Below are 22,340 nucleotides of genomic sequence, written 5' to 3' on the forward strand. Positions count from 1 at the left end.
CCCGGGCCGCTAACCGCTTGGGCCCCAGCCCCCCCCCGGGGGTGGTGTGTGTCCCCCCCGCCACCAACCGTCGGCAACACTCACGAGGCCTTACACCCCAGCGGTCGTGCGGATCCAGCTCCGGCTGGACGCGACGCTCGCGTAGTTGTTGGTGCCACGCGTGTTGCTGCCGCTCTGGTTCTGCACGGTCGAGGCGACGCCGACCTGCACGCCATTGGACAGCTCGGGGCCGCCCGAGTCGCCCTTCCACGCCGAGCCGTTGATGCCGACGCTCTGGATCGCGCGGCCGCCGTACGCGTCCGTGGAACGACCGGTGACCTGCACGTTCGCCACCTTCAGCGCGGAGGCGGGCGGGCCGGTCGGCGTGGTGCGGCCCCAGCCGTAGAGCTGGTTGGTGCTGCCATTGGCCGGGTCGCTGCTGCTCAGCGTGATGTAGGTGGTGTTGAACGCGCTCGCCAGGTGCAGGAGCGCGATGTCACCGTTGGGCGAGATCTTCTTCTGGTCGACCGCGATCACGGTGCCGCCCTGCAGCTGGTTGCTGCCGACGCGCACGCGCATGCCGCTGCCATCGGTGTCGAGGCAGTGCCGGGCGGTCATCACCCAGCGCGAGGCGATGATCGTGCCCGAGCAGTTGAACCCGTCCCAGTCACGGCCGGGGGTGTTGACGTAGATCTGGGCGCCCCAGCTCACCGTCGGCGCGGTGCCACCGCCGACGATTCCGGGCTGCGTGCCCGCGTTCGCCGTGGCGCCCGTGGTGAGTGCCAGTGCGGCCGCTGCGATCGAAGCTGCGCCCAAGGTACGGATACGGCTCACTTTTCCCGTTTCCCTTCGCCAGAAGCCTGGTGAAACTGTGGGACGGAAAGTAACTATCCATTCACTCGACGGGGAACCAACGGAAGTCGGGTATGCCGAAATGCCCGACTTCCGTTGGTAGATCAGCACTCAAGGTTGCCCTGTCGCTTGATCGACGGTCAGACTGGCGGACGCACCGTAGTCACGGCGTCACCCGTGGCCGCGCAGCCCGCGCTGGCGGCATGCCCGGTTCCGCGCGCAACGATGGGTACGCGCAAAGCTGTCGGTGTCGCGCCATAGGCTGGTGGACGTGGCTGACCCGTCCACCTACCGTCCCTCGCCGGGGAGCATCCCGGACGCACCTGGCGTGTACAAGTTCCGCGACGCGACCAGGCGGGTCATCTACGTGGGCAAGGCGAAGAGCCTGCGTAGCCGCCTGAACTCGTACTTCGCCGATTTGTCCGGCCTGCATCCGCGCACGCGCCAGATGGTCACCACGGCCGCCGGCGTCGAGTGGACCGTGGTCGGCACCGAGGTCGAGGCGCTGCAGCTCGAGTACAACTGGATCAAGGAGTTCGATCCCCGGTTCAACGTCCGGTACCGCGACGACAAGTCGTACCCGGTGCTGGCGGTGACGGTGAGCGAGGAGTTCCCCCGGCTGCACGTCTACCGCGGCCCCCGCAAGAAGGGCGTCCGGTACTTCGGGCCTTACGCGCACGCGTGGGCGATCCGCGAGACGCTCGACCTGCTGCTGCGCGTGTTCCCGGCGCGCACGTGCTCCACCGGCGTCTTCCGGAGGCATGGCCAGATCGGCAGGCCGTGCCTGCTGGGCTACATCGACAAGTGCTCCGCGCCGTGCGTCGGCAAGGTGAGCGCCGACGAGCACCGCGCGATCGTCGAGGACTTCTGCGACTTCCTCGCGGGCCGCACCGACGGCATGGTCCGCCGTCTCGAGCGCGAGATGGCCCAGGCGTCCGACGAGCTCGAGTTCGAGCGGGCCGCGCGGCTGCGTGACGATCTCGGCGCGCTGCGCCGGGCGTTGGAGAAGCAGGCGGTCGTGCTCGGCGACGGCACGGACGCCGACGTCGTCGCGTTCGCGCACGACGAGCTGGAAGCGGCGGTCCAGGTGTTCCACGTGCGCGGCGGGCGCGTGCGCGGGCAGCGCGGGTGGGTGATCGACAAGGCCGAGGAGATGGACGTTCCCGCGCTCGTCGACCATTTCCTCACCCAGTTCTACGGTGATCAGTCGGACCTGGCGATCGACGAGGGCGAGGCCGCGCCCGTGCCGCGCGAGGTGCTCGTTCCGGAGCTGCCGGACGACGCCGAGGCGCTGGGGGAGTGGCTCACCGGGCTGCGTGGCTCGCGGGTCGCGCTGCGCGTGCCGCAGCGCGGCGACAAACGCGCGCTGGCGGAAACGGTGCAGCGCAACGCCACCGAGGCGTTCCAGCAGCACAAGCTCAAGCGCGCGGGCGATCTCACCGCGCGGTCGGCCGCGTTGTCCGAGCTCCAGGACCATCTCGCGCTCGACACGGCGCCGCTGCGCATCGAGTGCGTGGACATCAGCCACATCGCGGGCAGTGACGTGGTCGCGTCGCTGGTCGTGTTCGAGGACGGCATCGCGCGCAAGTCCGAATATCGCCGGTTCGCGCTGCGCGAGGCGGCCGAAGAGGGTGACGTCGCGTCGATCGCCGAGGTCGTGCGCCGGCGTTTTTCCCGTTATCTCAAGGAAACCGCGGAGCCCGAAAACCCCACGCCCGGCATCGACCCGGAGACGGGCAAGCCGCGCAAGTTCGCGTATCCGCCGAACCTGCTGGTCGTCGACGGCGCCGGGCCGCAGGCCACGGCCGCCGCGGACGTGCTCGCGGAACTCGGGATCACCGACGTCGCGGTGGTCGGCCTGGCCAAGCGGCTCGAAGAGGTCTGGCTGCCGGCCGACCCCGATCCGGTGATCCTGCCGCGAACCTCCGACGCGTTGTACCTCTTGCAGCGCGTCAGGGACGAAGCTCACCGTTTCGCCATCCGGTACCACCGGGAGAAACGGTCCAAACGGCTGCAGGTGTCCGTTTTGGACGGTGTGCCCGGACTCGGGCAGACCCGCCGGACGGCGCTGATCAAGCACTTCGGCTCGGTCAGGAAACTGAAACAGGCCACTGTGGACGAGATAGCCGCGGTGCCGGGGGTCGGCAGGCGGACCGCGGAGACCGTGTTCGCCGCATTGGCAGTCAGCAAGGGTGAAGGGGAGTCGGGTTCATGAGCGGGGACATGGTGGATCAAGAGCACAAGTCCGGGATGGAGGTCGCGGTCGTCAGCGGGCTGTCCGGCGCCGGGCGCAGCACCGCGGCCAAGTGCCTCGAAGACCTCGGCTGGTTCGTCGTCGACAACCTGCCGCCGGAGCTGATCGCCACGATGGTCGAGCTGGGCGCGCAGGCGCGCGGCGCGATCACCAAGGTCGCCGTCGTGATGGACGTGCGCTCGCGCGCGTTCACCGAGGACCTCTCGTCGGTGATCAAGGACCTCGACGCGCGCGGCTACAAGCCGAGGGTGCTGTTCCTGGAGGCGACCGACGCGGTGCTGGTGCGCCGCTTCGAGGCGGTCCGCCGCGGGCACCCGATGCAGGGTGACGGCAGGCTCGCCGACGGCATCACCGCCGAGCGCACGCTCCTTTCGCCGCTGCGCGAAGAGGCGGACCTCGTGCTGGACACGTCTTCGCTGTCGGTGCACGACCTGCGCGCCAAGATCGAGGACGCGTTCGGCTCGGAATCTTCGACGCAGACACGCGTCACCGTGCTTTCGTTCGGCTACAAGTACGGCCTGCCGATGGACGCCGACCTGGTGATGGACATCCGGTTCCTGCCGAACCCGTTCTGGATCCCGGAACTGCGCGAGCACACCGGTCTCGACACCGAGGTGCGCAACTACGTCCTCAGCCAGGAAGGCGCGGACGAGTTCCTCGACCGCTACCACCAGCTGCTGCGGCTGATCGGCGCGGGCTACAAGCGCGAGGGCAAGCGGTACCTGACCCTCGCCGTCGGCTGCACCGGCGGGAAGCACCGCAGTGTCGCGATCTCCGAAGAGCTCGCGAAGCGGCTGTCCACTGAGGACGGTATGGCAGTGAAGGTGGTGCACCGAGATCTTGGCCGCGAGTGAGGTAAACGCTGTCGCCCTGGGTGGGGGACACGGACTGCACGCGACGCTGACGGCGTTGCGGCGGGTCACCACCGCGGTCACCGCGATCGTCACGGTCGCCGACGACGGCGGGTCGTCCGGCAGGCTCCGGCGTGAGCTCGGCCTGCTGCCGCCCGGCGATCTGCGGCAGGCGTTCTCGGCGCTCGCCGCGCAGGACGGCGGCACGCTGTGGGCGGAGGTGTTCCAGCACCGCTTCGGCGGTGACGGCGCGCTCGCCGGCCACGCGGTCGGGAACCTGTTGCTGGCCGGGCTGTTCGAGGTGCTCGGCGACCCGGTCGCCGCGCTCGACGAGGTGCGCGCGCTGATCGGCGTGACCGGCCGGGTGCTGCCGATGTCGTCGGAACCACTCGACATCCACGCCGAGGTCACCGGCCTCGACGCCGAGGACGACGCGGCGATTCGCCGGATCCGGGGCCAGGTCGCGGTCGCGACGACACCCGGTCAGGTGAAAAGGATCAGTTTGCACAACGCGAGGCGGCCGGGCGAGCCGCCGAAGGCGTGCGCACAGGCGGTCGACGCGGTGCTGGACGCCGATGTGGTGTTCCTCGGCCCCGGATCGTGGTTCACCAGCGTATTGCCGCATTTGCTGGTGCCCGAACTGCACGACGCGCTGGTCCGCACGAAGGCCACGAAGGTGGTCATCCTCAATCTCATCCCCCAACCGGGTGAGACAGCGGGCTTCTCGCCCGAACAGCACCTGGACGTACTCTTCCAGCACGCTCCGGAACTCCGGGTGGACGCCGTGATCGCCGATCGCGATTCGGTGCCCACCCCGGCCCGGCTGCGCCGCGCGGCCGAAGCACTCGGTGCTCGTGCGCTCCTCTCCGACGTGGCCGACCTGGCCGTCGTGGGGCGTCATGATCCTGATGCGCTGGCGGCCTGCGTGCGGGAAGCTCTCGGTTTGAACAGCATGGAGGGGCAGTAATGGCGATGACCGCCGAGGTGAAGGACGAGCTCAGCCGCTTGGAGATCACCAAGATCGGGCCGCGCCGCGCGGAGGTCGCTTCAATGCTGCGGTTCGCCGGTGGGTTGCACATCGTGGGCGGCCGGGTGGTCGTCGAAGCCGAACTCGACACCGGATCGGTGGCGCGGCGGCTGCGCAAGGAGATCCACGAGCTGTACGGGCACCATTCGGACGTGCACGTGATCTCGTCGTCCGGGCTGCGCAAGGGCACGCGCTATGTCGTGCGCGTGGTCAAGGACGGCGAAGGCCTGGCCAGGCAGACCGGGCTCATCGACCAGCGCGGCAGGCCCGTCCGAGGGCTGCCCGCGGCGGTAGTCTCCGGTGGCGTCGCCGACGCGGAAGCCGCCTGGCGTGGCGCTTTTCTCGCACACGGCTCGCTGACCGAGCCGGGTCGTTCGTCGTCGCTGGAAGTCACCTGCCCCGGCCCGGAAGCGGCACTCGCACTGGTCGGCGCGGCTCGGCGCATGGGCATCCAGGCGAAGTCGCGCGAGGTGCGCGGCGCGGACCGGGTGGTCGTGCGTGACGGTGACGCGATCGGCGCGCTGCTGACCAGGCTCGGCGCGCACAAGAGCGTGCTGAAGTGGGAAGAGCGCCGGATGCGCCGCGAGGTCAAGGCGACGGCCAACCGGCTCGCCAACTTCGACGACGCGAACCTGCGCCGCTCCGCCCGCGCGGCCGTCGCGGCGGCCGCCCGCGTCGAGCGCGCGATGGAGATCCTGGGCGATTCCGCGCCGAACCACCTGCTGGCCGCAGGCAAGCTCCGCCTGTCGAACCGGCACGCGTCGCTGGAGGAACTCGGCCAGCTGTCCGACCCGCCGATGACCAAGGACGCGGTCGCGGGCCGTATCCGCCGTCTGCTGGCCATGGCCGACAAGCGCGCGAAAGAGCAGGGCATCCCGGACACCGAGTCCGCCGTCACGCCCGACATGCTCGAGGACGACGAGGCCGACGCCTAGCCGATCCGAAGTTCGCCGAAGACCGCGTGCACGGCCGGGTTTCCGGTCACCGCGGCTTGGGCGAGCAGGTACGCGCCCGCGGTCCACGTGGTGCGTTCCTGGGGCCACAGCACGCGGTCCTCGAACTGGTAACCGGTCCAGAACGAGCCGTCGGCGTGACGCAGGCGCTCGACCTGGCCGAGCAGCGTGGTCGCTTCCGCGAGGCGGCCACGCGTGGCCAGTGTCAGCGCGAGTTCGCTCGTCTCGCCGCCGGTGACCCAAGGCTGGTCGTGCACGCACCGCACGCCCAGCCCCGGCACGACGAACCGGTCCCAGTCGGTGGCCAGCGCCGTTTCGGGCAGCACCGAGCCGAGAACCGGGTAGTACCAGTCCATCGAGTGCGGTTTCGGCTCGAACAGCCCAGGGCAGCCGATCGCGAGCCGGAGCCGGTCGGCCGTGTCGTCCCACGCGGGCCGCGGGCGGCCCAGCGCGGTGGCGAGCGCGCTCGCGTGCCGCAGCGCGTGGTGAATGCTGCAGTTCCCGGTCAGCAGAGCGATGTTCGAGCCGGCCCGCCACGCGATTTCACCGGTCGGACGCTGAAGCCGTCGCACGAACCCGATGGCGCGTTCGAGCGTCGGCCACAGCTGGGCGGCCAAAGTCTCGCCGTGCAGTCGGGTGTGCAGTGCGAGCCCGACGGCGATGTACGCGGTGAAGTTGGCGTCGCAAGCCCTGTCCGCCGGACCGGTTTCCCGATAGTCTGCGAACCACGAGCCGTCCGCGTTCTGGTTCGCCGCCAGCCAGATGTACGCCGCTTCGGCCTCGGCGTGCAAGCCCGCGACGTCGAGACCCATGGCGGCCTCGACATGACACCACGGGTCGAGCGCTTTCCCCGTCTCCCAAGGGATCCCGCCGGTGGACCACTGCGTCGCCGCGATGGTCAGCGCGGTTTGCGAGCGTAGAGCACGAGGCTCTTGCCGAGCACCGGGTTCAACACGCGTTCGAGCAGTTTCACCCATCGGGGCCCCTTCATGATGTCCCACACCAGAAAGCGGTGATACGCCTCGGTGATCCTGTTCTCGCCAAGGCATTTCAGCCACCAGTACGGCGCGTGCAACGCGTGGGCGTGATGCCCCGCGAACGGTTCGAGGCCGGCCTCACGCAAGCGGCGCAGCAGCTCACGGCGCCGGTAGATCCGGATATGCCCGCCCTCGACCTGGTGGTATTCCTCGGAAAGCGCCCAGCAGATCCGCTCCGGCCACCAGCGCGGCACGGTCACCGCGAGCACCCCGCCCGGCGCGAGCACCCGCACCGCCTCGGCCAGCATCGCGCGGTCGGCGTGGACGTGTTCGAGCACCTCGGCGGCGATCACCCGGTCGAACCCGCCGTCGGGGAACGGCAGCGCCAGCCCGTTCGCGCGGACGGCCAGCCCCAGCGGCCCGCCGTCCGCGGTCAGCTCCTCGAAGGTGTCGCGCACATGCTTGACCTCGGCGTCGGCCACATCGACCGCGACGACATCGGACCCGAGCCGCCACGCCGCATAGGCGTGCCTGCCATCGCCGCAGCCGAGATCGAGCACCCGCTTGCCCCGCCCGAACCGGCGGAAGTCCACGGTCAGCACATCAGGTCCCGGTAGTGGCGGACGGTCTCACGGGCGGTGGCCTCCCAGCTCATCGTGGCGGTCCTGGCGAGCCCGGCCGCGCCGAGACGCCTCCGCAAGTCGCCGTCGGTCAGCACTCGCAGCAGCTCCTTCGCGAGCGCGTCGGGATCCGCGGGCGGCACGACCACCGCGGCGTCGCCGGCGACCTCGGGAATCGCGCCCGCCGAGGTCGTGACCAACGCCGTCCCGCACGCCATCGCTTCGGCCGCTGGCAGCGAAAACCCTTCGTACAGCGAAGGAACGCAGACGACTTCGGCACTGGCGATCAGCTCGGCGAGTTCGGTGTCGGTGAGCCCGCTGACGAACCGGACGCGCGGTCCGGCGGGCTTGCGCTTGCCGACCACGACGAGTTCCGCGTCCGGCAGCGAGTCCAGCGCGGTGAGCAGATGTTCCAAGCCCTTCAACGGCTCGTCCGCGCTGGCCGTGGTGACGATCCGGCCGGGCACCTTCGCGATTTCGGGCCGTGGCTTGAACACCCGCGTGTCGGCGGCCAGCGGCACGACCTCGGCGTTCACGCCCATGTGCTCGCGAATCGAGTCGCGTGACGCTTCGGACACCGTCAAGATCTTCGGCAACCTCCGCGCGACCCTGTGCTGCATGCCGACGAAGCCGTACCAGCGCTCGACGCCTTCCTGCCCGGCGGCGAGCTTCAGCTCACGATCGATGGCGATCGGGTGATGCACGGTCGCCAGCACCGGCAGCCCGGTCCCGAGCAGCCCGTAGCCGAGACCCTGGTTGTCATGCACGACGTCGAAATCCCTGCGCCTGAGATACCAGGCGGCCCGCAGCGAGAACGCCAGCGGTTCCCCGAACCCGCCCCGCCGCATCGCCGCGTACTCCAGCCAGTCCGGCAATGTCTTGAGTTCGCTGATTTTCGCGCGGCGAAAGGGATTCGGCTCGGCGAAAAGGTCGAGTCCCGGCAGTTTGGTCAGCTTGACGCCCGGATCCAGCTCGGGATACGGCTGCCCGGCGATGACCTCGACGTGATGCCCGAGCGCGACCAGCTCCCGGCTCAGATGCCGGACGTAGACACCTTGCCCGCCACAACGGGGATTGCCGCGATACGTCAGCAGCGCGATGCGGAGCGCGCTCACCGATCATCCCCATGCACGAAGCTTGGCGATATGCGGGTGTCGTTCACCGAGCACTTCCACCGCGATGACGAGCTGCCGCCGGATTTCTTCGGTGGCTTCGGCCCGCAGGCCGCGCCGGTCGAGCGCGCGGGCGTAGGTGAACCAGACGTCCAGATAGTCGGGATGCCGTTCACCTAGCCTCGCCCGTTCGAGGGTGAGCAGCCGTCGATGCTCTTGAATTCCGGGGGGGGGGTGCTCTATTTCGTCGCTCCAGAAAATGATGTTGTGCAAGATCTTCCTGACCACATCATGGTCATCGCCGAGTGCCCGCTCGGCTTCCGGCAGCAGCTCCCTGAACTGGCGGAGCGCTTCCGCGCCGTCTCCGCATTTGCCTTCGGCGACCGCGAGCAGGTGTCTGGCGTGCAGGGTTTCGACGTGGTCCGGCCCTAGCGACGCACTTGAGTCGGTGACGAGCGCGCGGAAGGCATCGCGTGCTTCTTCGGGTTCGCCGAGGTCCCACAGCTGGAAGCCGAGGTTGTTCCGGATGCTCAGTGTCTCTTCGTCATGCCGCCCGAGCTTGCGGATGGCGACCGGCAGCAGTTCGCGGAAGCGTTCGGAAGCGACGGCCGGGTCACCCGCCTTGCCGATCCAGGTCGCGTGCCGGGCCTGGCAGATGATGGTCAGCCGGTCGGTCCTGCCACGAACCTGCGACAGGTGCGCGGCCCAGCGTCCCCACCGCTCCCGGTTTTCCACCGGCACGGTCAGTGGCCGATTCTCGAGGCTGCGTATCGCTTCGAGACGGAGACCGGCTTTCCAGCATAGTTCCGCCTCGTTCGCCAGCGCGTATCGCGCGGCCGCGGGGTCTGTGGGCGTGACGTCTTCAAAGGCTTTGAGAAGGAGCGGCACGATCTCGTCGGACTTCGCTTTCACCCGGATGCCTGGCTTCAGCCCGATGCGTTCCTCCGGGGTGCCCGCTCCGGACACCTCCACCCACGACACGACTCGCGCCAGCGCTTCGTGCAGCGCGCCCAGCCTGGACGGGCCGCTGCCCTCATGCACGCCCGCTTGGAGCAGAACCGATACCGGCAACGGGCCGAACTCGGGCGTGAAGGCCAGCAGATCGAGCAGTTTCGGCAGCTCGATGCCCAACGGCTCCCACTTCACCCCCGGCTTGCCTGAATCGGGCTTCTCCGGCAGGCCGGGGGCACCAACCTCGTAGGCCGGCGACGGCACGTCGTCCAGTGGATCCTGGTCCTCCGGCGGGAGTGGGACGCTGGGGCGGTGCTCGGTGGATTCCAGGCTGACCGTCGGGACCGAGGGCCACGATCGGCTGTCGACCGTGCCCACCACCAGCCGCACCCAGCCCAGCGCGGGATCGGTCATCAGGGTCTCGAGCGCGGCGGCTACTCGGTCGAAGTCGAACGGCGTCAGCGTGCCGAGGCCGTTCACCGCGATCCGGACCGGTCCTGTCGCCTGGATCCGTCGCAACGGTTCCAGCACGGCCTGTTCGAACGCGCTGAGATCCGGCCGCGTGACCGTTTCCAGTCCGGGCAGCGCCGCGGAAAGTTGCCTTGCAAGTTCAGTCGCGAGTTCCTCGACCGTCTGACCAGGTGAAACGAACAGCACCGCGTCCAGGAAGTTTGGCGGAACGACCCGGCTGGCGACCGCTGGGCGGGCCAATGCGGCCAGCAGCGCTGACGCCTCCAGCCCTCTGCTGGTGACCTGCACACACCGGGCGCCGCCGAGCATCAGCCCGACCACCTCGCCAAGCTCGCCTGGCGGCCGGTACCCGTCGGTGAGCCGGTCGATCTCCGACGCCGCAGGATTGCCTCGCAGCGGCTGCCAGGCCTCCGTGGTATTACGCGCCAGCCAGAGACCCTGATCACCCTTGTCCGTGACCCACGTGCCGTCGAAGGCCAGGTGCACCGCCGTCTGGGCTGGGCAATGGCCGGAGATCACCCGTTTGAGATCGGGGCAGCGGAGCCGTTCGCCCAGCGAAGGGTCGCCGGAGCGCAGGATCTTGGCCAGCGAGAGGCTGAAGCAGCCGTTCGCGGCGGTGCGGTCGTCGGAGGCGGTCAGCACCTCGAAGCGTTTGCCTGCCGCGCCGACGATGCGGGACCAGCGCTCGGCGGCCTGGACGGCCGCGATGCCCGCGTGGCAGGTGTCGAGCAGAATGACCAGGCCGTCGAGCAGGGAGTAGCGGCTCAGCAGCTCCTTGATCCGCTGGGCGAGCAGGTACGACTTGCGGCTGTCCGGCGGGTACTGGGCGTCGCGGGTGAGGAAGTAGAAGTCGTCGGCCGCGTAGTCGCCGTGGCCGACCAGCGCGAGGAAGAGGGTGGCTTCGTTCTCCGAAGCCCGCTCGAAGGCGTCGACGAGCGCGTCGTCGAGTTCGACCATCGTCGGGTCGATGAGGGTGCCGGTGCCAGAAGCAGGGACACAGCCGCCGATTTCGGGGTCGAGCAGGGCTTCGGCGACCTCGTGCGCGGCCTTCGGGAGAAAGGACAGCCGGTTCAACGAATCGCATTGTGACGCGATCACCAAAGCCAGCCGCTCTCCCACGACGATCACGATACTGTGCGTCGTGGCCCGGATCGTGTTAGTACACGGAATTGCCCAGGAGCAGAAGTCGGCGGACACGCTCGAGGCCGAATGGCTGCCGAGCCTGGCCGGTGGTGTCCGCACCGCCGGATATCCCGAGGTCGCGGACCGGTTATGGCGTGACGGGCCCGGCGAAGCCCGGATGGCGTTCTACGGCGACGTTTTCGCCAAGCCAGGCCAGCAGGGCGCGGCCGACGAACTCGACGACGAGGAGTTCGCCGCCGCGCTGGCCGCGGAGTGGCTGGCCAGGGCCGCCGAGTCCGGTGACGTGCTGGCCCAGCGTGAACTCGCGGGCCAGCCGGGGGAGCAGCAGGGCGTCCGCGCGGCGGTGCGGCCGGTGCTCAACGCTCTCGTGCGGCTCAAGCCGTTCGCGCGGTTCGGCGTGGCTTTCGCCGAGCGGGTGATCGTCAAGGCGTTGCGGCAGGTCACGCTGTACCTCGCCGACGACGAGATCCGTGAGCGCGCGCAGGCCAGGGTCGCCGCGCTGATCGGGCCCGAGACCGAGGTGATCATCGGGCATTCGCTCGGCTCGGTCGTCGCGTACGAGGCGGCGCATCGGCTGGACCGGCCGCTGCCGCTGCTCGTCACGCTCGGATCGCCGCTCGGGTTGCGCACCGTCGTGTACGAACGCACGAGGCCGCAGCCGCCGCACGTGCCGGGAAACGTCCGCCGGTGGGTCAATCTGGCCGATCGCGACGACCTGGTCGCCGCGCGGCCCGACCTCACCGCGCTGTTCCCCGGCGCGGATGGGGTGCTGGAGAGTGGCTACACCGTCGACAACGGCGCGAAGCCGCACGAAGCGACCTTCTACCTCACCAAAGCGCCGGTCGGGGCGGCCGTGGCGACGGCGGGTTCCCAGCCGGGCGGCCCGAAGACGTAGCCGAGGCGCGCTCGCCACGTGCGCGCGGATCGGACGTCTCGCATGATCGAGCCGTACTCGTGGAAGCCGACCTTGAGCAGGTTGTAGGTCTTGATGTTCTTGGTGAGCCCGTAGGTCGGCCGCTTGCCCTCCGGCACGAAGCTGCGGAACATCCGGTCCCAGATGATCAGGATGCCGCCGTAGTTGGCGTCGAGGTATTCGGCGTCGCTGCCGTGGTGGACCCGGTGGTGCGACGGGGTGTTGAACACGTACTCGAACCAGCGCGGCATCTTGTCGATCTTCTCGGTGTGCACGAAGAACTGGTAGACGAGATCGATCGAAAGGCCGGTCAGGATCATCCACGGCGGTATGCCGGCGAACGCGAGGATCGACCAGAACGGCAGCTGGAAGTAGGGCGTCCACTTCTGCCGTAGCGCGGTCGAGAAGTTGTAGTGCTCGCTCGAATGGTGCACCTGATGCCCGGCCCACAGCAGCCGCACGCGGTGGCTGGCGCGGTGATACGCGTAGAAGACCAGTTCCTGCCCGAGCAGCATGATCACCCAGGTCCACCAGTCGCGCGGATCCCACTTGACCGGCGCGAACTCGTAGATCGCGGCGAACACGAACAGCATGACCACCCGGAAGAACCCGTTCACCACCAGCGCGCCGGTGCCCATGGCCATCGAGGTCCTGGTGTCCTTCGCGCTGTAGCCCACGACGTTGTCGTCATGTCCCAGCACGTGCACCGCCAGCACCTCGACGGCGACGAACAGCAGGAACACCGGCGTCGCGAGCAGCACCGGGTCGCGCAGATGGGCCAGGAACTCCGCCATGGAATCACTCTTTTCGAGGCGCCGTGGATGTGACCCTACGGTAACTTACCCTTGGGTCATTTACCCCAGGGTAAGATAGCGCGGTGGCAGAGGCAAGGTCCGTCGGGACGAAAGGCATGCCCCGTTCCGAGCGGGAGGGACTCATCCTGAGCGCGGCGACGGACGAGTTCGGCCGCAACGGCTACGCGGGCGCGTCCATGGTGGACATAGCCCGCCTGGTCGGGGTCACGAAACCCCTGCTGTACCAATACTTCGGCTCAAAGGACGGCCTGTACCTGGCCTGCCTGCACCGCGCCGGCGACCGGCTGACCCAAGGCGTCGCCGAGACGATGGCGGCGGGCGGCGAACCCGAGCAGATGCCGCTGGCGGTCCTCGGCGCGATCTTCCGCACCTTCGACCACGACCGGTACGCCTGGAAACTGTTGCGCGACACCAGCCTGCCGACAGTCGGCGAGATCGGTGACGCGGTGCGCGACTACCGGCAGCAGCTCGACGCGTTCGCGTTGATCGGCGCCACGCAGCTCATGCACGCGCGCGGGCTCACCGAGAACCAGGACATCGAGGCCATCGCGCACGTGTGGACCGGGGTGGTCGACTCGCTCATCAGCTGGTGGATCGACCAGCCGGGGGAGGACGCCGCGGCCATGACCGACCGCTGCGCCCGCATCATGAAGAACCTTTTCGGCTGGTAGTCGTGAGCGTTGCGGGCGGTTATTGGCGGGAAAGCCGAAGTTGGCTGTTGGCTCATTCGGAAACGCGGCGTTGCGAACGCCGCGTTCGCAACCGTGAGCGTTGTGAACGCCCCTTTCACAACGCTCACGCGCTCGCAAAGAGCCACCCTTTGCCCTATATTGCCGCTTTTGCGCGGTTTTCGGGCCGCTTTGGACGGAACGAACGGGGCGTATGTAACGCTCACCGTTGCATACGCCCCGTTCGTGTGTTCAGCCGACTCTGGCGGCCAACTTGCCGGAGCCTGCCGAACCTGCCGCTTTTGCCTTTCCGCTCAATAGAACCGTCCGCCCGTCGCCCGCCACCACTCTCAACGGAGGCGCTGCGCCTATGTAACGCGCACGACCCCTTACGCTCCGAGCTCCAAAGCGGCTTCGGCGAGGATCTCTTCCTCGGTCAAGGCCGGGGCCTTGCGCGGGGCGGTGCGCAGGGTGAGCAGGCTCGCCAGCAGACCCGAGAACACGCACACGATGCCGACCGCCATCGCCGTCGCCGACGGCATCACGACCCGGATGATCTCCTCGGGCCGCAGGTCGGCGAAGTCGGCCGAGCTCCAGATCGACACCGCGAACCCGGTGCCGACCAGCCCGCCGAGCAGCAGCACCGCGCCGATGCCGAGCAGAACCTCGAGCCGCATCAGGGAAAGCAGCCGTGACCCGGTGTCCTTCGTCAGCCCGTTGGCCCGCCCGTACAGCTTCGCGCAGCCGCCGAACAGCAACAGCTGCACGCTCGCCAGCAACGCCAAGCTCGCGTACACCAGCGCGGCCAGGTCGAAGCGCACGCTGCCGATGGTCACCGGCCCCGCGGTCAACGCGACCGTCGCGACCAGCGACAGCAGGAACAACAGGACCCCGGGTCCCACCAGCGTCTTGCCGGGCGCGAACACCAGCAGGAAACGCAGGTGGCGCCAGCCGTCACGCCAGGTGCGCAGGTGCGGCGGCCGGGAGCGGCCGTCCGGCTTCAGCGTCGTCGGCACCTCGACGAGGTCGTAGCCGGCCAACGCCGCGCGGACCACGAGCTCCGAGGCGAACTCCATGCCCGGCATGCAGAGGTCGAGCGCGCGGACGCGGTCGCGGTTGAAGCCGCGGAGTCCACAGTGGAAGTCGCCGACCTCGCGCAGCCCGAACAGCTTGCGGCCCAGCCAGCTCAGCACCGGGTTGCCCAGGTACTTGTGCAGCGCGGGCATGGCGCCCGGCGCGATGCCGCCGCGGAACCGGTTGCCCATGACCACGTCGTGGCCGGCGCGCAGCTTCTCGATGAACGGCCCGAGGTTGCCCAGGTCGTACGAGTCGTCGGCGTCGCCCATGATGACGTACTTGCCGCGCGCGTTCTCGATGCCCGCGATGAGCGCGCCGCCGTAGCCGCGGATCGGCGCGTTGACGACGCGGGCGCCGCACTGCACCGCGATCTCCTGGGAGCCGTCGGTGCTGCCGTTGTCCGAGACCAGCACCTCGCCTTCGACGCCGAGCTCTTCGAGGCACTTGACGGCCTTGGTCACGCAGACGGCCAGCGTCTCCGCCTCGTTGAGGCAGGGCAGCAGCACGGTCACTTCGAGGTTGTGGTTCACACCTTCTCCAACTCAGGTGACTGCGCGGGCGCCGAGGCGCCGCGCAGCCGGTGGACCGCGAGCATCGCGCCGACGGCCATCAGGGTGATCGAGGGGACGCCGTAGCGCGGTTCGTACATCGACGTCGCCACCGCGACGACCATCAGTGCCAGCCCGGTGCCGACCAGCAGGCCCGCGTCGAGCCCGTCACGCCAGCGGCCACGGCGCACGCGGAACACCAGCGCGGCCAGCCCCAGCAGCACGGCGATGCCGAGTGCCGTGTGCGGAGTCTGGACATGCCTTGAGTACCAAGCGAGGAATTCGCGCAACGCCGAAGGCTCCACTTGGGACGCCGACGGTTCGCTGGCGAAGCCGGAACCGTCAGCGAGCAACGGCTTGCAGCGGTCCTCCTTCGCCACCGTGTCGCGCAGATCGGACGGCATGAGCCACCACGACGACAGGCAGTTCATGGACGGGCCGTAGTTCTGCTGCCCCGGCAGCAGGTACTTGCCGAGGTCGGACAGCACCGAACCCGCGTAGTCCAGCGGCTGCTGGGTGATGACGGCCTTCGCGAACCCGCCCGGGATGTCGTCGCGTTCGGGGCCGTAGTCCTTCAGCACCGGCGACACCCACAGATACCAGTCCGGCCGCTCCGGCCGCTGGTCGAGCGGCTCGCGAGGACACAGTGGACGCTGCTCGTCGGTGAGCTCCAGCTTCGAGCAGTCGGCGACGATCGCGGTGCGGGCGTAGAGGTAGCGGCCCTGCGCGGTGCTCAGCGCGAAGTGCCCGTTCGCCGCCTTCGACCAGCTGAGATAGCCGAGCATCAGCACCAGCACGGTCAGCCCGAACGCCAGCACCTGCTTCAGCCCGGCGCGCCGGATCACCAGGTACACCAGCACCAGCGCGCAGATCCCGAGCCCGACCGTCCTGGTCAGCACGGCGGCGGTCAGCAGCGCGCCCGCTCCGGCGCACATCAGCCAGGTCGGCCGGTCGTTCCACAGCAGCACGATGATCGACGCGGTGAGCAGTGCGGTGAACAGCGCCTCACCGAGCAGGTAGTGCTCCAGGGTGATCTGGTGCCCGTCGAGCAGCGTCGGGGTCGCGCCCAGTACCGCCATCCAGCCGGGCAGGCCACGGCGGCGCAGGAACACGTAAATCAGCACGGCGAGCCCGAGCCCGAGCAGATGCTGCACGGCCGAGACGAGCGCGAGCGAGCCGAACGGCCGGAAAATCGCCAGGAAAAGGGGATAGCCGAGGGTATTCGGCCCGTTTCCCGGAGCGAGGTGACCACTGGCCTTCAAATAGGCGCCGCTGTCGCCCTGGAACCAGAACGCGGGGTAGTACGCGGCCATCGTCAGCACGCGCAGTACCAGGCCGGAAACGAGCACGATGAGGAACGGCCAATGCCCCCGCAAGATCCCCTTCATGATGCGCGAACAATACAAGAAGCACGTCAGCCCCCTGGAGGCGAGTCCAGGGGGCTGACGTGCTCGTCATTGAGCAAGGTGGTCACGGCCGGGATGACGGGTTCGCCCTCGCGTCACCCCGGCCGTCGATCAGGTGCCGGCGTTCGAGTTGCCGCGCAGCTTGACGTTGGCCGACGAGTTGGCCTTGATGGCCGTCTCGATCTGCGCCATGGTCGAGCTCGAGGTGATGCCGGGCACGGTGGCCACCTTCAGCGCGTACAGCGTGAAGGTGTACGGGTGGGTCGAACCGCCGGGGCAGGGGCCGAAGAACTTCTGCGAGTTCGCACCGCTGCCCATGGCCTTCTGCTTGGCGCCGCCCTGGTTCGGGACGTTGAAGCCGGCCCCCAGTCCTTCCGGCAGCCCCGTGGCCGATGCCGGGACGTCCCAGATCGCCCAGTGGAGCTTGTTGCCGCCGTTGGCGACGTCGGCGAAGACGATCGCGTAGCCCTTCGCGGCGGTCGTGCCGGGCCCGAAGGCGAGCGGCGGCGAGACGTCCTGCCCGGCCGTGCCGTCACCGGCACAGGTGTACTTGGCCGGGATGGTCGCGTTGTCCTTGAACGCCGTGCTGGTCAGCGTGAAGGCGCCAGGGTCGGGGTTCGGGTCGGTGCCACCGGGGAACTTGAGCTGCACCACGACGTTGTCGATGCCGGTCGGGGTGCCGCCGTTCTTGTCACCGTTGGTCGAGGTCAGCCACAGGCCGCCGGCCGGCGTCTTCACGACGTCGCGGAGACGGCCCCAGCGCCCGCCGAAGACGGACTTGACGGTGCCGACGCCGTTTCCGGCCGAGTTGATCTGCGTGACGTAGAGCTGCGAGCCGGTGACCGCGGCGATGTAGATCCAGTCGTTGACGATCGCGATGCCCGAGGGGCCACCGGAGCCGGTCGACCAGGTCTTCTTCGGCGCGATGGAGCCGCCGCAGTCGCCGATGGTGCCTTCACAGCCGTCCCAGCCGTAGTTGCCGCCCTTCTGGATCAGGTTCAGCTCGTCCTGGCTGCTCTCCCCGAACTCGGCCGCCCACAGCTGGCCGCGGGAGTCCCACGCGATGCCCTGCGGGTTGCGGTGGCCGTAGCTCCAGACGTAGCGGGCGTTGCCGCCGGTGGCGAAGAACGGGTTGTCCGAAGGCGCGGAGCCGTCGGCGTTCAGCCGCAGGATCTTGCCGTTGAGCGAACTCTTGTTCTGCGCGTTGCCGCCGTTCTTGGCGTCACCGACGGTGGCGTAGAGCTTGCCGTCCGGGCCGAACTTGAGGCGCCCGCCGTTGTGGTAGCGGTTCTTCGCGATCCCGGTGAGCACCGGGGTCGAGGTGGACGACAGGGTGGTGCCGTCGTAGGTCATCTTCACGATCCGGTTGTCACCGGAAGCGGTGTGGTAGAGGTAGATCGCGTGGTCGGAGGACCAGTTCGGCGAGATCGCCAGGCCCAGCAGACCGCCTTCACCGGTGGTCGTGACCGCGCCGGGGACCTTGCCCAGCGTGGTCTTCTGACCGGACGCGCTGATCTTCAGGATCTCGAAGCGGTCGCGCTCGGTCGCCAGCGCCGAACCGTCCGGCAGGAAGTCCACGGCCCAGGCCAGGTCGACCTTGGCGATGTCCTTGTCGTACTCGGGCACACCGCCCGCGCCGGTGCTGCCACCGGAGGTCTTCACGGTCACCGCGTTGCTGGCCGCCGAGGTGTTGCCGTCGGGGTCGCGTGACTTGACGGTGAAGGTGTAGCTGGTGTTCGCGGTCAGGTTGGTCACCGTCGCGTCGAGGGTGTTCGTGCTCGCGACCTTGGTGGCGCCCTGGTAGACGTCGTAGCCCGCGACGGTGCCGCTGTTGTCGGTGGAGGCGTTCCACGCCAGCGAGACGCTGTTCGCCGTGACGCCCGTCGAGCGCAGGTTGCCCGGCACGGTCGGCGGCTCGGTGTCGTTGCTCGGCGGCGTCTTGAACTGCACGACGTTGCTCTGCTGCGAGGCGTTGCCCGCCGCGTCGAACGCGCCGACCGAGACGTCGTAGTCGGTGTTCGCGGTCAGCCCGTCGACGGTCGCGGACAGCGTGTCGCCGTCGACCACCTTGAGCGTGTTGCCGCCGCGGTTGATCTCGTACCGGGTGACCTTGACGTTGTCGGTGGCCGCTTCCCAGGTGAAGGTCGCCGCCGTCGGCTTGAGGTTGCTCATGGTCAGGTTCTTCGGCGCGGACGGCGGTTCGCCGTCCACCGGGCCGGAGAAGTCGAGCGAGATCTTGTCCGCGTTCGGGCCGCCGTTGGCGGTGGTCGCGGTGGTGCGGATCTTGTTGACGCCCGCGGTCAGGTTGACCTTGAGGTCCTTGGTGACCCAGGTGGTCCACGCGCCGGTGCCGGGGAAGGACACGGTGCCCGCGTTGCCACCGTCGACGGTGACCGCCAGCGGGCGGTCGGCCGTGGTGCCGTTGGCGTAGCGGAAGGTCACCGTGTAGGAGCCTGCCTGCGCGGCGTTGACCGAGTATTCGACGTAGCTGCCCGTGACGTTGTCGAAGTTGACGAACCCGCTGCCGGTATAGCCTGCGTGGTTCGACTCGACGACGCCCTGGCCGATCGTCGCGGATTCCGACTGGTAGTCGACGGGGGCGGCCGAAGCCGGAAGTGCGGGCGCCAGTGCGACTGCCGTCGCCGCTGCGGCCGCGCACGTGAGTAACGCGCGCCAGTGTGGACGGGGTGCCACGGAGGCCTCCTAAGTAGATATCCGGGGTACGACGGAGGTGGAGCACCGGCGGATGCGGGTTATCAACCCGCACGTTTAGTTAAGAAAGTTTCCTTTCTATGGGACAGATCACACACCTTCGCGAGTGATGTGTCAATACCAACGGAAAGCGCTTACTTCCCGTGAGCGACTTTCGGCTGGATTCGGGCAGAACGTCACCGACCGGACCAGCCGGTTACCCCGGTGGCCGCTTGACGGCCCGGTTGTCAGTCGGCGATCCCCGCGCTGGCGATCACCTTCGTGATCTTCGCCCGCACGAGGTATTCCTCCGGAACGGCGTTTCGTTTCCCGTATTCATCGGCGCGCGCGGCCCCCATGTACCGGCCACCGATATCTCTCGCCCACCGGTACATTTCCGCGAGGTCCTCGTGCAGCGTCGCGATGGCGCTGAATTGGATGTAGGAAAACGGCGGTTTCTGATCATCGACGCACAGCGAAAGCCGCGGATCGCGCCGCAATACCTTTCCCTTGAGCGATTCCTTGCCGGTGGTGAACACGATCTCGTCGCCGTCGGCCGTCTCGTCCAGCAGGAACCAGATCGGCGTCACGTGCGGGCGCCCGTCCGCGCGCACGATCGCCAGCTTCCCCGTCCGCGTGCCCTCGCTGGCGAACTTCCACCACTCGTCCCGGCTCATCTCGCGCATGATCACGGACGCTACCGGGTGTTTCGCCCGTCCGCGCGTGGGTCACCCGAGCGGAGTGCCGGTACCGGCGACTAACCTGGCCCGCTGTGCGAGACACCGAGCTGATCGTGGGTGACGAGGGCCTGGCCCGTCGCCTGAAGGCGCTCGCCTGCACAGCGCCACTGCACGACCTCGACTCGCGCAAGGCGCTGCTGGACTGGGCGGACGCGACGGTCTACCAGATGGCCGAGATCGCGCTGCACACGATCGACCAGGTCACCATCGCGATGGACTTCGACACCGGCGCCGACCACCACGAGGTGGTGCGCAGGCTGCAGCCGTTCATCGCGTCGCAGGCGCCCGGCCGCTCCGCCGCCGAGCACACCAGGGTCGCGAAGTGGGTGCTGGACAACCTGATCAACGTCGGCACCGCCGACCGCGGCTTCCGGCGGGTCTACGGCAGCGTCGACGCGCAGGGCCGGTATCAGCGCCGCGCGTTCGACTTCAAGCTGCTGGTCGAGCTGGCCGCGCCCGACGGCGAGGTCTACCTGCGCGCCAGCGACGAGGCGATCAACGTGCTGGTCGGCGCGCTGGACACCGACGTCGAGTCCGCGCAGATCGCCGCCGAGGTCAAGCTGGAGAACCTGATCCAGCGCGGCCGTCTCGCCGACGCCAAGCTCGCCGCCGAGCAGGCCCGCTACCGCACGGTCCAGTACGGCGAGACGCTGCGCGCGAAGCTCGACGCCACCCGCCGCGACGTGCGTGCCGTCGACTGGGACAAGGAGATGCCCGAGCTGCTCGACTCGGCGCTCACCCACATCGAGGCCAGGTTCCGCGCCGAGAACGCGATCCTGAAGAACATCACCACCGCCCGTGACGACGCCGAGGACCCCGACCGCAAGCGCCGGGCCGCCGAGCTGGTCGACATCGTCGGCGACTGCATTTCCAGGCACACCCAGCTGCAGTCCCGGCTGCAGGCCGCCGGCGCGACGTTCCGCGCCGAGCAGGACCGCCAGCAGTTCTCGGGGCCGCCGCAGCGCGCGACCATCGACCTGTTCGGCCAGCTGCTGGTGCCGACGCTGGAACTGCCGATCGCCGACGCCGTCGCCCCGGTCGAGAAGTTCTTCCACGGCGCGTCCGGGCTCGACGTGCCGGTCGTGCCGTCGCTGTCTTCGCTGGTCTCGCTGCTGCTGCGGCCGGCGCCCGACCGCGACAAGACGGTCGGGGAGGTGCCTGAGCCCGAGCTCGTCCCGTCGGAGACACTGGACTACTACAGCGACGAGCAGTGGCGCCAGGCCGACGAGCTGCTGGACCTGCCCGAGGTGCCCCGGCGCCTGTCCGGCCTGATCGCGGCGGCCAGGGAGATCGACCCGCAGCTCGCGCGGCTCGTCGCGCTGCGGGCGCTGTACGCCTACAGCCCCGAAGTGGCGGCCGCGGTCCGCCAGGGCGACGATCGGGCCTTGATCGCCGTCGACGATGGGCTGGTGCTGGACGATCCGGAGTTCGGCGGCGCGGACCTGCTGCTGGCGTCGGCTGTGATCCGAAGGGCGACCGAGAGGGAGGAAAGCGCGTGAGTGTGCTGGGAGACGCCGAATCGGCCGCGAGGCTGATCTCCTTCGGCATGCGCCCGAAGCAGCTGCCGGGGCGTGACGTCGTGTACGCCGACCTGGTGCGGCGCTACGCGGAGGACAGCGCGTTCAAGCAGCTGGCGAACTCGGTCGCGGCCGGGCTCGGGCTGATGGTGCTCGACGTCAGTACCCAGGCCGGCGCGGTGCTCGCGGCCACCGACGAGTCGGTCTTCGAGATCAAGATGGACTCGTACGCGCGGCAGAGCAAGATCCGCGAGCGGCGTGAGACCGAGAAGGTGCTGCACGGCATCGTGCACCTGGCCACCGCCTCGCTCGGCTACCCGCGTCCCGACGACCTGGCGAACGACACCTACATCGGCAGGGTGAGCGTCGAGCAGGTCGACGGCGTGGTCCGCGAGGCCTGCCGGATCCTCGACGAGCGCGCGGCCAAGGCCGAGCTGAACAACGACCCGCTTTCGGACGCCCCCGAGCTGGAGCAGGCGTGGCGCGCGTACGCGCGGCGACCGGCGGCCGCGGCCACCAAGGACGGACGGCTCGCGTCGGACACCACCCGCGGCATGGTCTCGCGGGCGTTGCGTTTTCTTGCCGAGCAAGGGTTCCTGGTGCAGGTCAACACCGAACAGGGCGGCACCTACCGGACCACCCCGCGTTACCAGGTGCAGGTGCGCGAACTCGCCGCGGACAGCGCGTTCGAGGAGCTGCTGGCGCTGAACGTGGTCTCGGTCGGCGACGGCGCCGGCACCCTCCGACCGTCCATTTCGGACACACTCTAGAGGCG

Annotated in this window: 18 protein-coding genes; 8 read left to right on the forward strand and 10 right to left on the reverse strand. The window is 69.0% G+C overall.

Annotation, left to right across the window (positions count from 1 at the left end):
- Window positions 1-90 precede the first annotated feature (90 nt).
- A complete protein-coding gene (locus ACFV15_RS02895; protein WP_378348416.1) occupies window positions 91-813 on the reverse strand; it encodes a S1 family peptidase in 723 nt (240 codons plus the stop codon).
- A 289-nt stretch (window positions 814-1,102) separates the two neighbouring features.
- Here ACFV15_RS02895 and uvrC point away from each other — a divergent pair, with 289 nt between their 5' ends.
- From uvrC to whiA, 4 genes are read left to right on the forward strand one after another with little or no spacing between them, the layout of a single operon-like run.
- Window positions 1,103-3,046, forward strand: a complete 1,944-nt coding sequence (gene uvrC, locus ACFV15_RS02900; RefSeq protein WP_378348417.1) for an excinuclease ABC subunit UvrC — start codon at window positions 1,103-1,105, stop codon at window positions 3,044-3,046.
- Between the two features lie 35 nt (window positions 3,047-3,081).
- Window positions 3,082-3,939: an RNase adapter RapZ gene (gene rapZ / locus ACFV15_RS02905; RefSeq protein ID WP_091293211.1), complete on the forward strand. Its 858-nt coding sequence runs from the start codon at window positions 3,082-3,084 to the stop codon at window positions 3,937-3,939.
- Window positions 3,926-4,903 (forward strand): uridine diphosphate-N-acetylglucosamine-binding protein YvcK, encoded by a 978-nt coding sequence (yvcK, locus tag ACFV15_RS02910; RefSeq protein WP_378348418.1) that lies wholly within the window; start codon window positions 3,926-3,928, stop codon window positions 4,901-4,903. Before rapZ ends, yvcK begins: the two co-directional genes overlap by 14 nt.
- On the forward strand, window positions 4,903-5,898 hold the full coding sequence (gene whiA, locus ACFV15_RS02915; protein WP_091292504.1) for a DNA-binding protein WhiA: 996 nt from the start codon (window positions 4,903-4,905) through the stop codon (window positions 5,896-5,898). The genes yvcK and whiA overlap by 1 nt, the downstream gene beginning before the upstream one ends.
- Here whiA and ACFV15_RS02920 read toward each other — a convergent pair.
- From ACFV15_RS02920 to ACFV15_RS02935, 4 genes are all read right to left on the reverse strand, one after another.
- Entirely contained in the window at window positions 5,895-6,728 is an 834-nt protein-coding gene (locus ACFV15_RS02920) for a prenyltransferase (RefSeq protein WP_378348419.1), read from the reverse strand. The two genes, whiA and ACFV15_RS02920, sit on opposite strands and share 4 nt — an antisense overlap.
- 86 nt (window positions 6,729-6,814) lie before the next feature.
- Entirely contained in the window at window positions 6,815-7,495 is a 681-nt protein-coding gene (locus ACFV15_RS02925; RefSeq protein WP_378348420.1) for a class I SAM-dependent methyltransferase, read from the reverse strand.
- Complete coding sequence (locus ACFV15_RS02930) at window positions 7,489-8,628, reverse strand: glycosyltransferase family 4 protein (RefSeq protein ID WP_378348421.1); 1,140 nt, start codon at window positions 8,626-8,628, stop codon at window positions 7,489-7,491. Before ACFV15_RS02930 ends, ACFV15_RS02925 begins: the two co-directional genes overlap by 7 nt.
- A gap of 3 nt (window positions 8,629-8,631) precedes the next feature.
- On the reverse strand, window positions 8,632-11,166 hold the full coding sequence (locus ACFV15_RS02935) for a tetratricopeptide repeat protein (RefSeq protein ID WP_378348422.1): 2,535 nt from the start codon (window positions 11,164-11,166) through the stop codon (window positions 8,632-8,634).
- 22 nt (window positions 11,167-11,188) lie between these two features.
- Here ACFV15_RS02935 and ACFV15_RS02940 point away from each other — a divergent pair, with 22 nt between their 5' ends.
- The gene (locus tag ACFV15_RS02940; RefSeq protein ID WP_378348423.1) at window positions 11,189-12,085 is read left to right on the forward strand and encodes a hypothetical protein; all 897 of its coding nucleotides are present in this window, start codon (window positions 11,189-11,191) and stop codon (window positions 12,083-12,085) included.
- On the opposite strand, the gene ACFV15_RS02945 is transcribed toward ACFV15_RS02940, so the two are convergent.
- Complete coding sequence (locus ACFV15_RS02945; RefSeq protein WP_378348424.1) at window positions 12,013-12,897, reverse strand: sterol desaturase family protein; 885 nt, start codon at window positions 12,895-12,897, stop codon at window positions 12,013-12,015. The genes ACFV15_RS02940 and ACFV15_RS02945 overlap by 73 nt on opposite strands.
- 116 nt (window positions 12,898-13,013) lie before the next feature.
- Here ACFV15_RS02945 and ACFV15_RS02950 point away from each other — a divergent pair, with 116 nt between their 5' ends.
- Window positions 13,014-13,589 (forward strand): TetR/AcrR family transcriptional regulator, encoded by a 576-nt coding sequence (locus ACFV15_RS02950; protein ID WP_378348425.1) that lies wholly within the window; start codon window positions 13,014-13,016, stop codon window positions 13,587-13,589.
- A 386-nt stretch (window positions 13,590-13,975) separates the two neighbouring features.
- On the opposite strand, the gene ACFV15_RS02955 is transcribed toward ACFV15_RS02950, so the two are convergent.
- From ACFV15_RS02955 to ACFV15_RS02970, 4 genes are all read right to left on the reverse strand, one after another.
- Window positions 13,976-15,193, reverse strand: a complete 1,218-nt coding sequence (locus ACFV15_RS02955) for a glycosyltransferase family 2 protein (RefSeq protein WP_378348426.1) — start codon at window positions 15,191-15,193, stop codon at window positions 13,976-13,978.
- Window positions 15,190-16,599 carry a hypothetical protein gene (locus ACFV15_RS02960; protein WP_378348427.1) on the reverse strand — a complete coding sequence of 470 codons (1,410 nt, stop codon included), beginning with the start codon at window positions 16,597-16,599 and terminating at the stop codon, window positions 15,190-15,192. The genes ACFV15_RS02955 and ACFV15_RS02960 overlap by 4 nt, the downstream gene beginning before the upstream one ends.
- Window positions 16,600-16,728: 129 nt before the next feature.
- Window positions 16,729-19,311: a PQQ-dependent sugar dehydrogenase gene (locus ACFV15_RS02965; protein WP_378348428.1), complete on the reverse strand. Its 2,583-nt coding sequence runs from the start codon at window positions 19,309-19,311 to the stop codon at window positions 16,729-16,731.
- A 245-nt stretch (window positions 19,312-19,556) separates the two neighbouring features.
- A complete protein-coding gene (locus ACFV15_RS02970) occupies window positions 19,557-19,994 on the reverse strand; it encodes a PPOX class F420-dependent oxidoreductase (RefSeq protein ID WP_378348429.1) in 438 nt (145 codons plus the stop codon).
- Window positions 19,995-20,080: 86 nt separating this feature from the next.
- Here ACFV15_RS02970 and ACFV15_RS02975 point away from each other — a divergent pair, with 86 nt between their 5' ends.
- Together ACFV15_RS02975 and ACFV15_RS02980 are read left to right on the forward strand one after the other, a co-directional pair.
- Window positions 20,081-21,547, forward strand: a complete 1,467-nt coding sequence (locus tag ACFV15_RS02975) for a hypothetical protein (RefSeq protein WP_378348430.1) — start codon at window positions 20,081-20,083, stop codon at window positions 21,545-21,547.
- Between the two features lie 47 nt (window positions 21,548-21,594).
- Window positions 21,595-22,335, forward strand: coding sequence for a hypothetical protein (locus ACFV15_RS02980; RefSeq protein WP_378348453.1), 741 nt, complete (start codon window positions 21,595-21,597; stop codon window positions 22,333-22,335).
- Window positions 22,336-22,340: the final 5 nt, after the last annotated feature.

Source organism: Amycolatopsis sp. NPDC059657 (assembly GCF_042734395.1).
In the GTDB taxonomy this organism is placed as follows: Bacteria; Actinomycetota; Actinomycetes; order Mycobacteriales; family Pseudonocardiaceae; genus Amycolatopsis.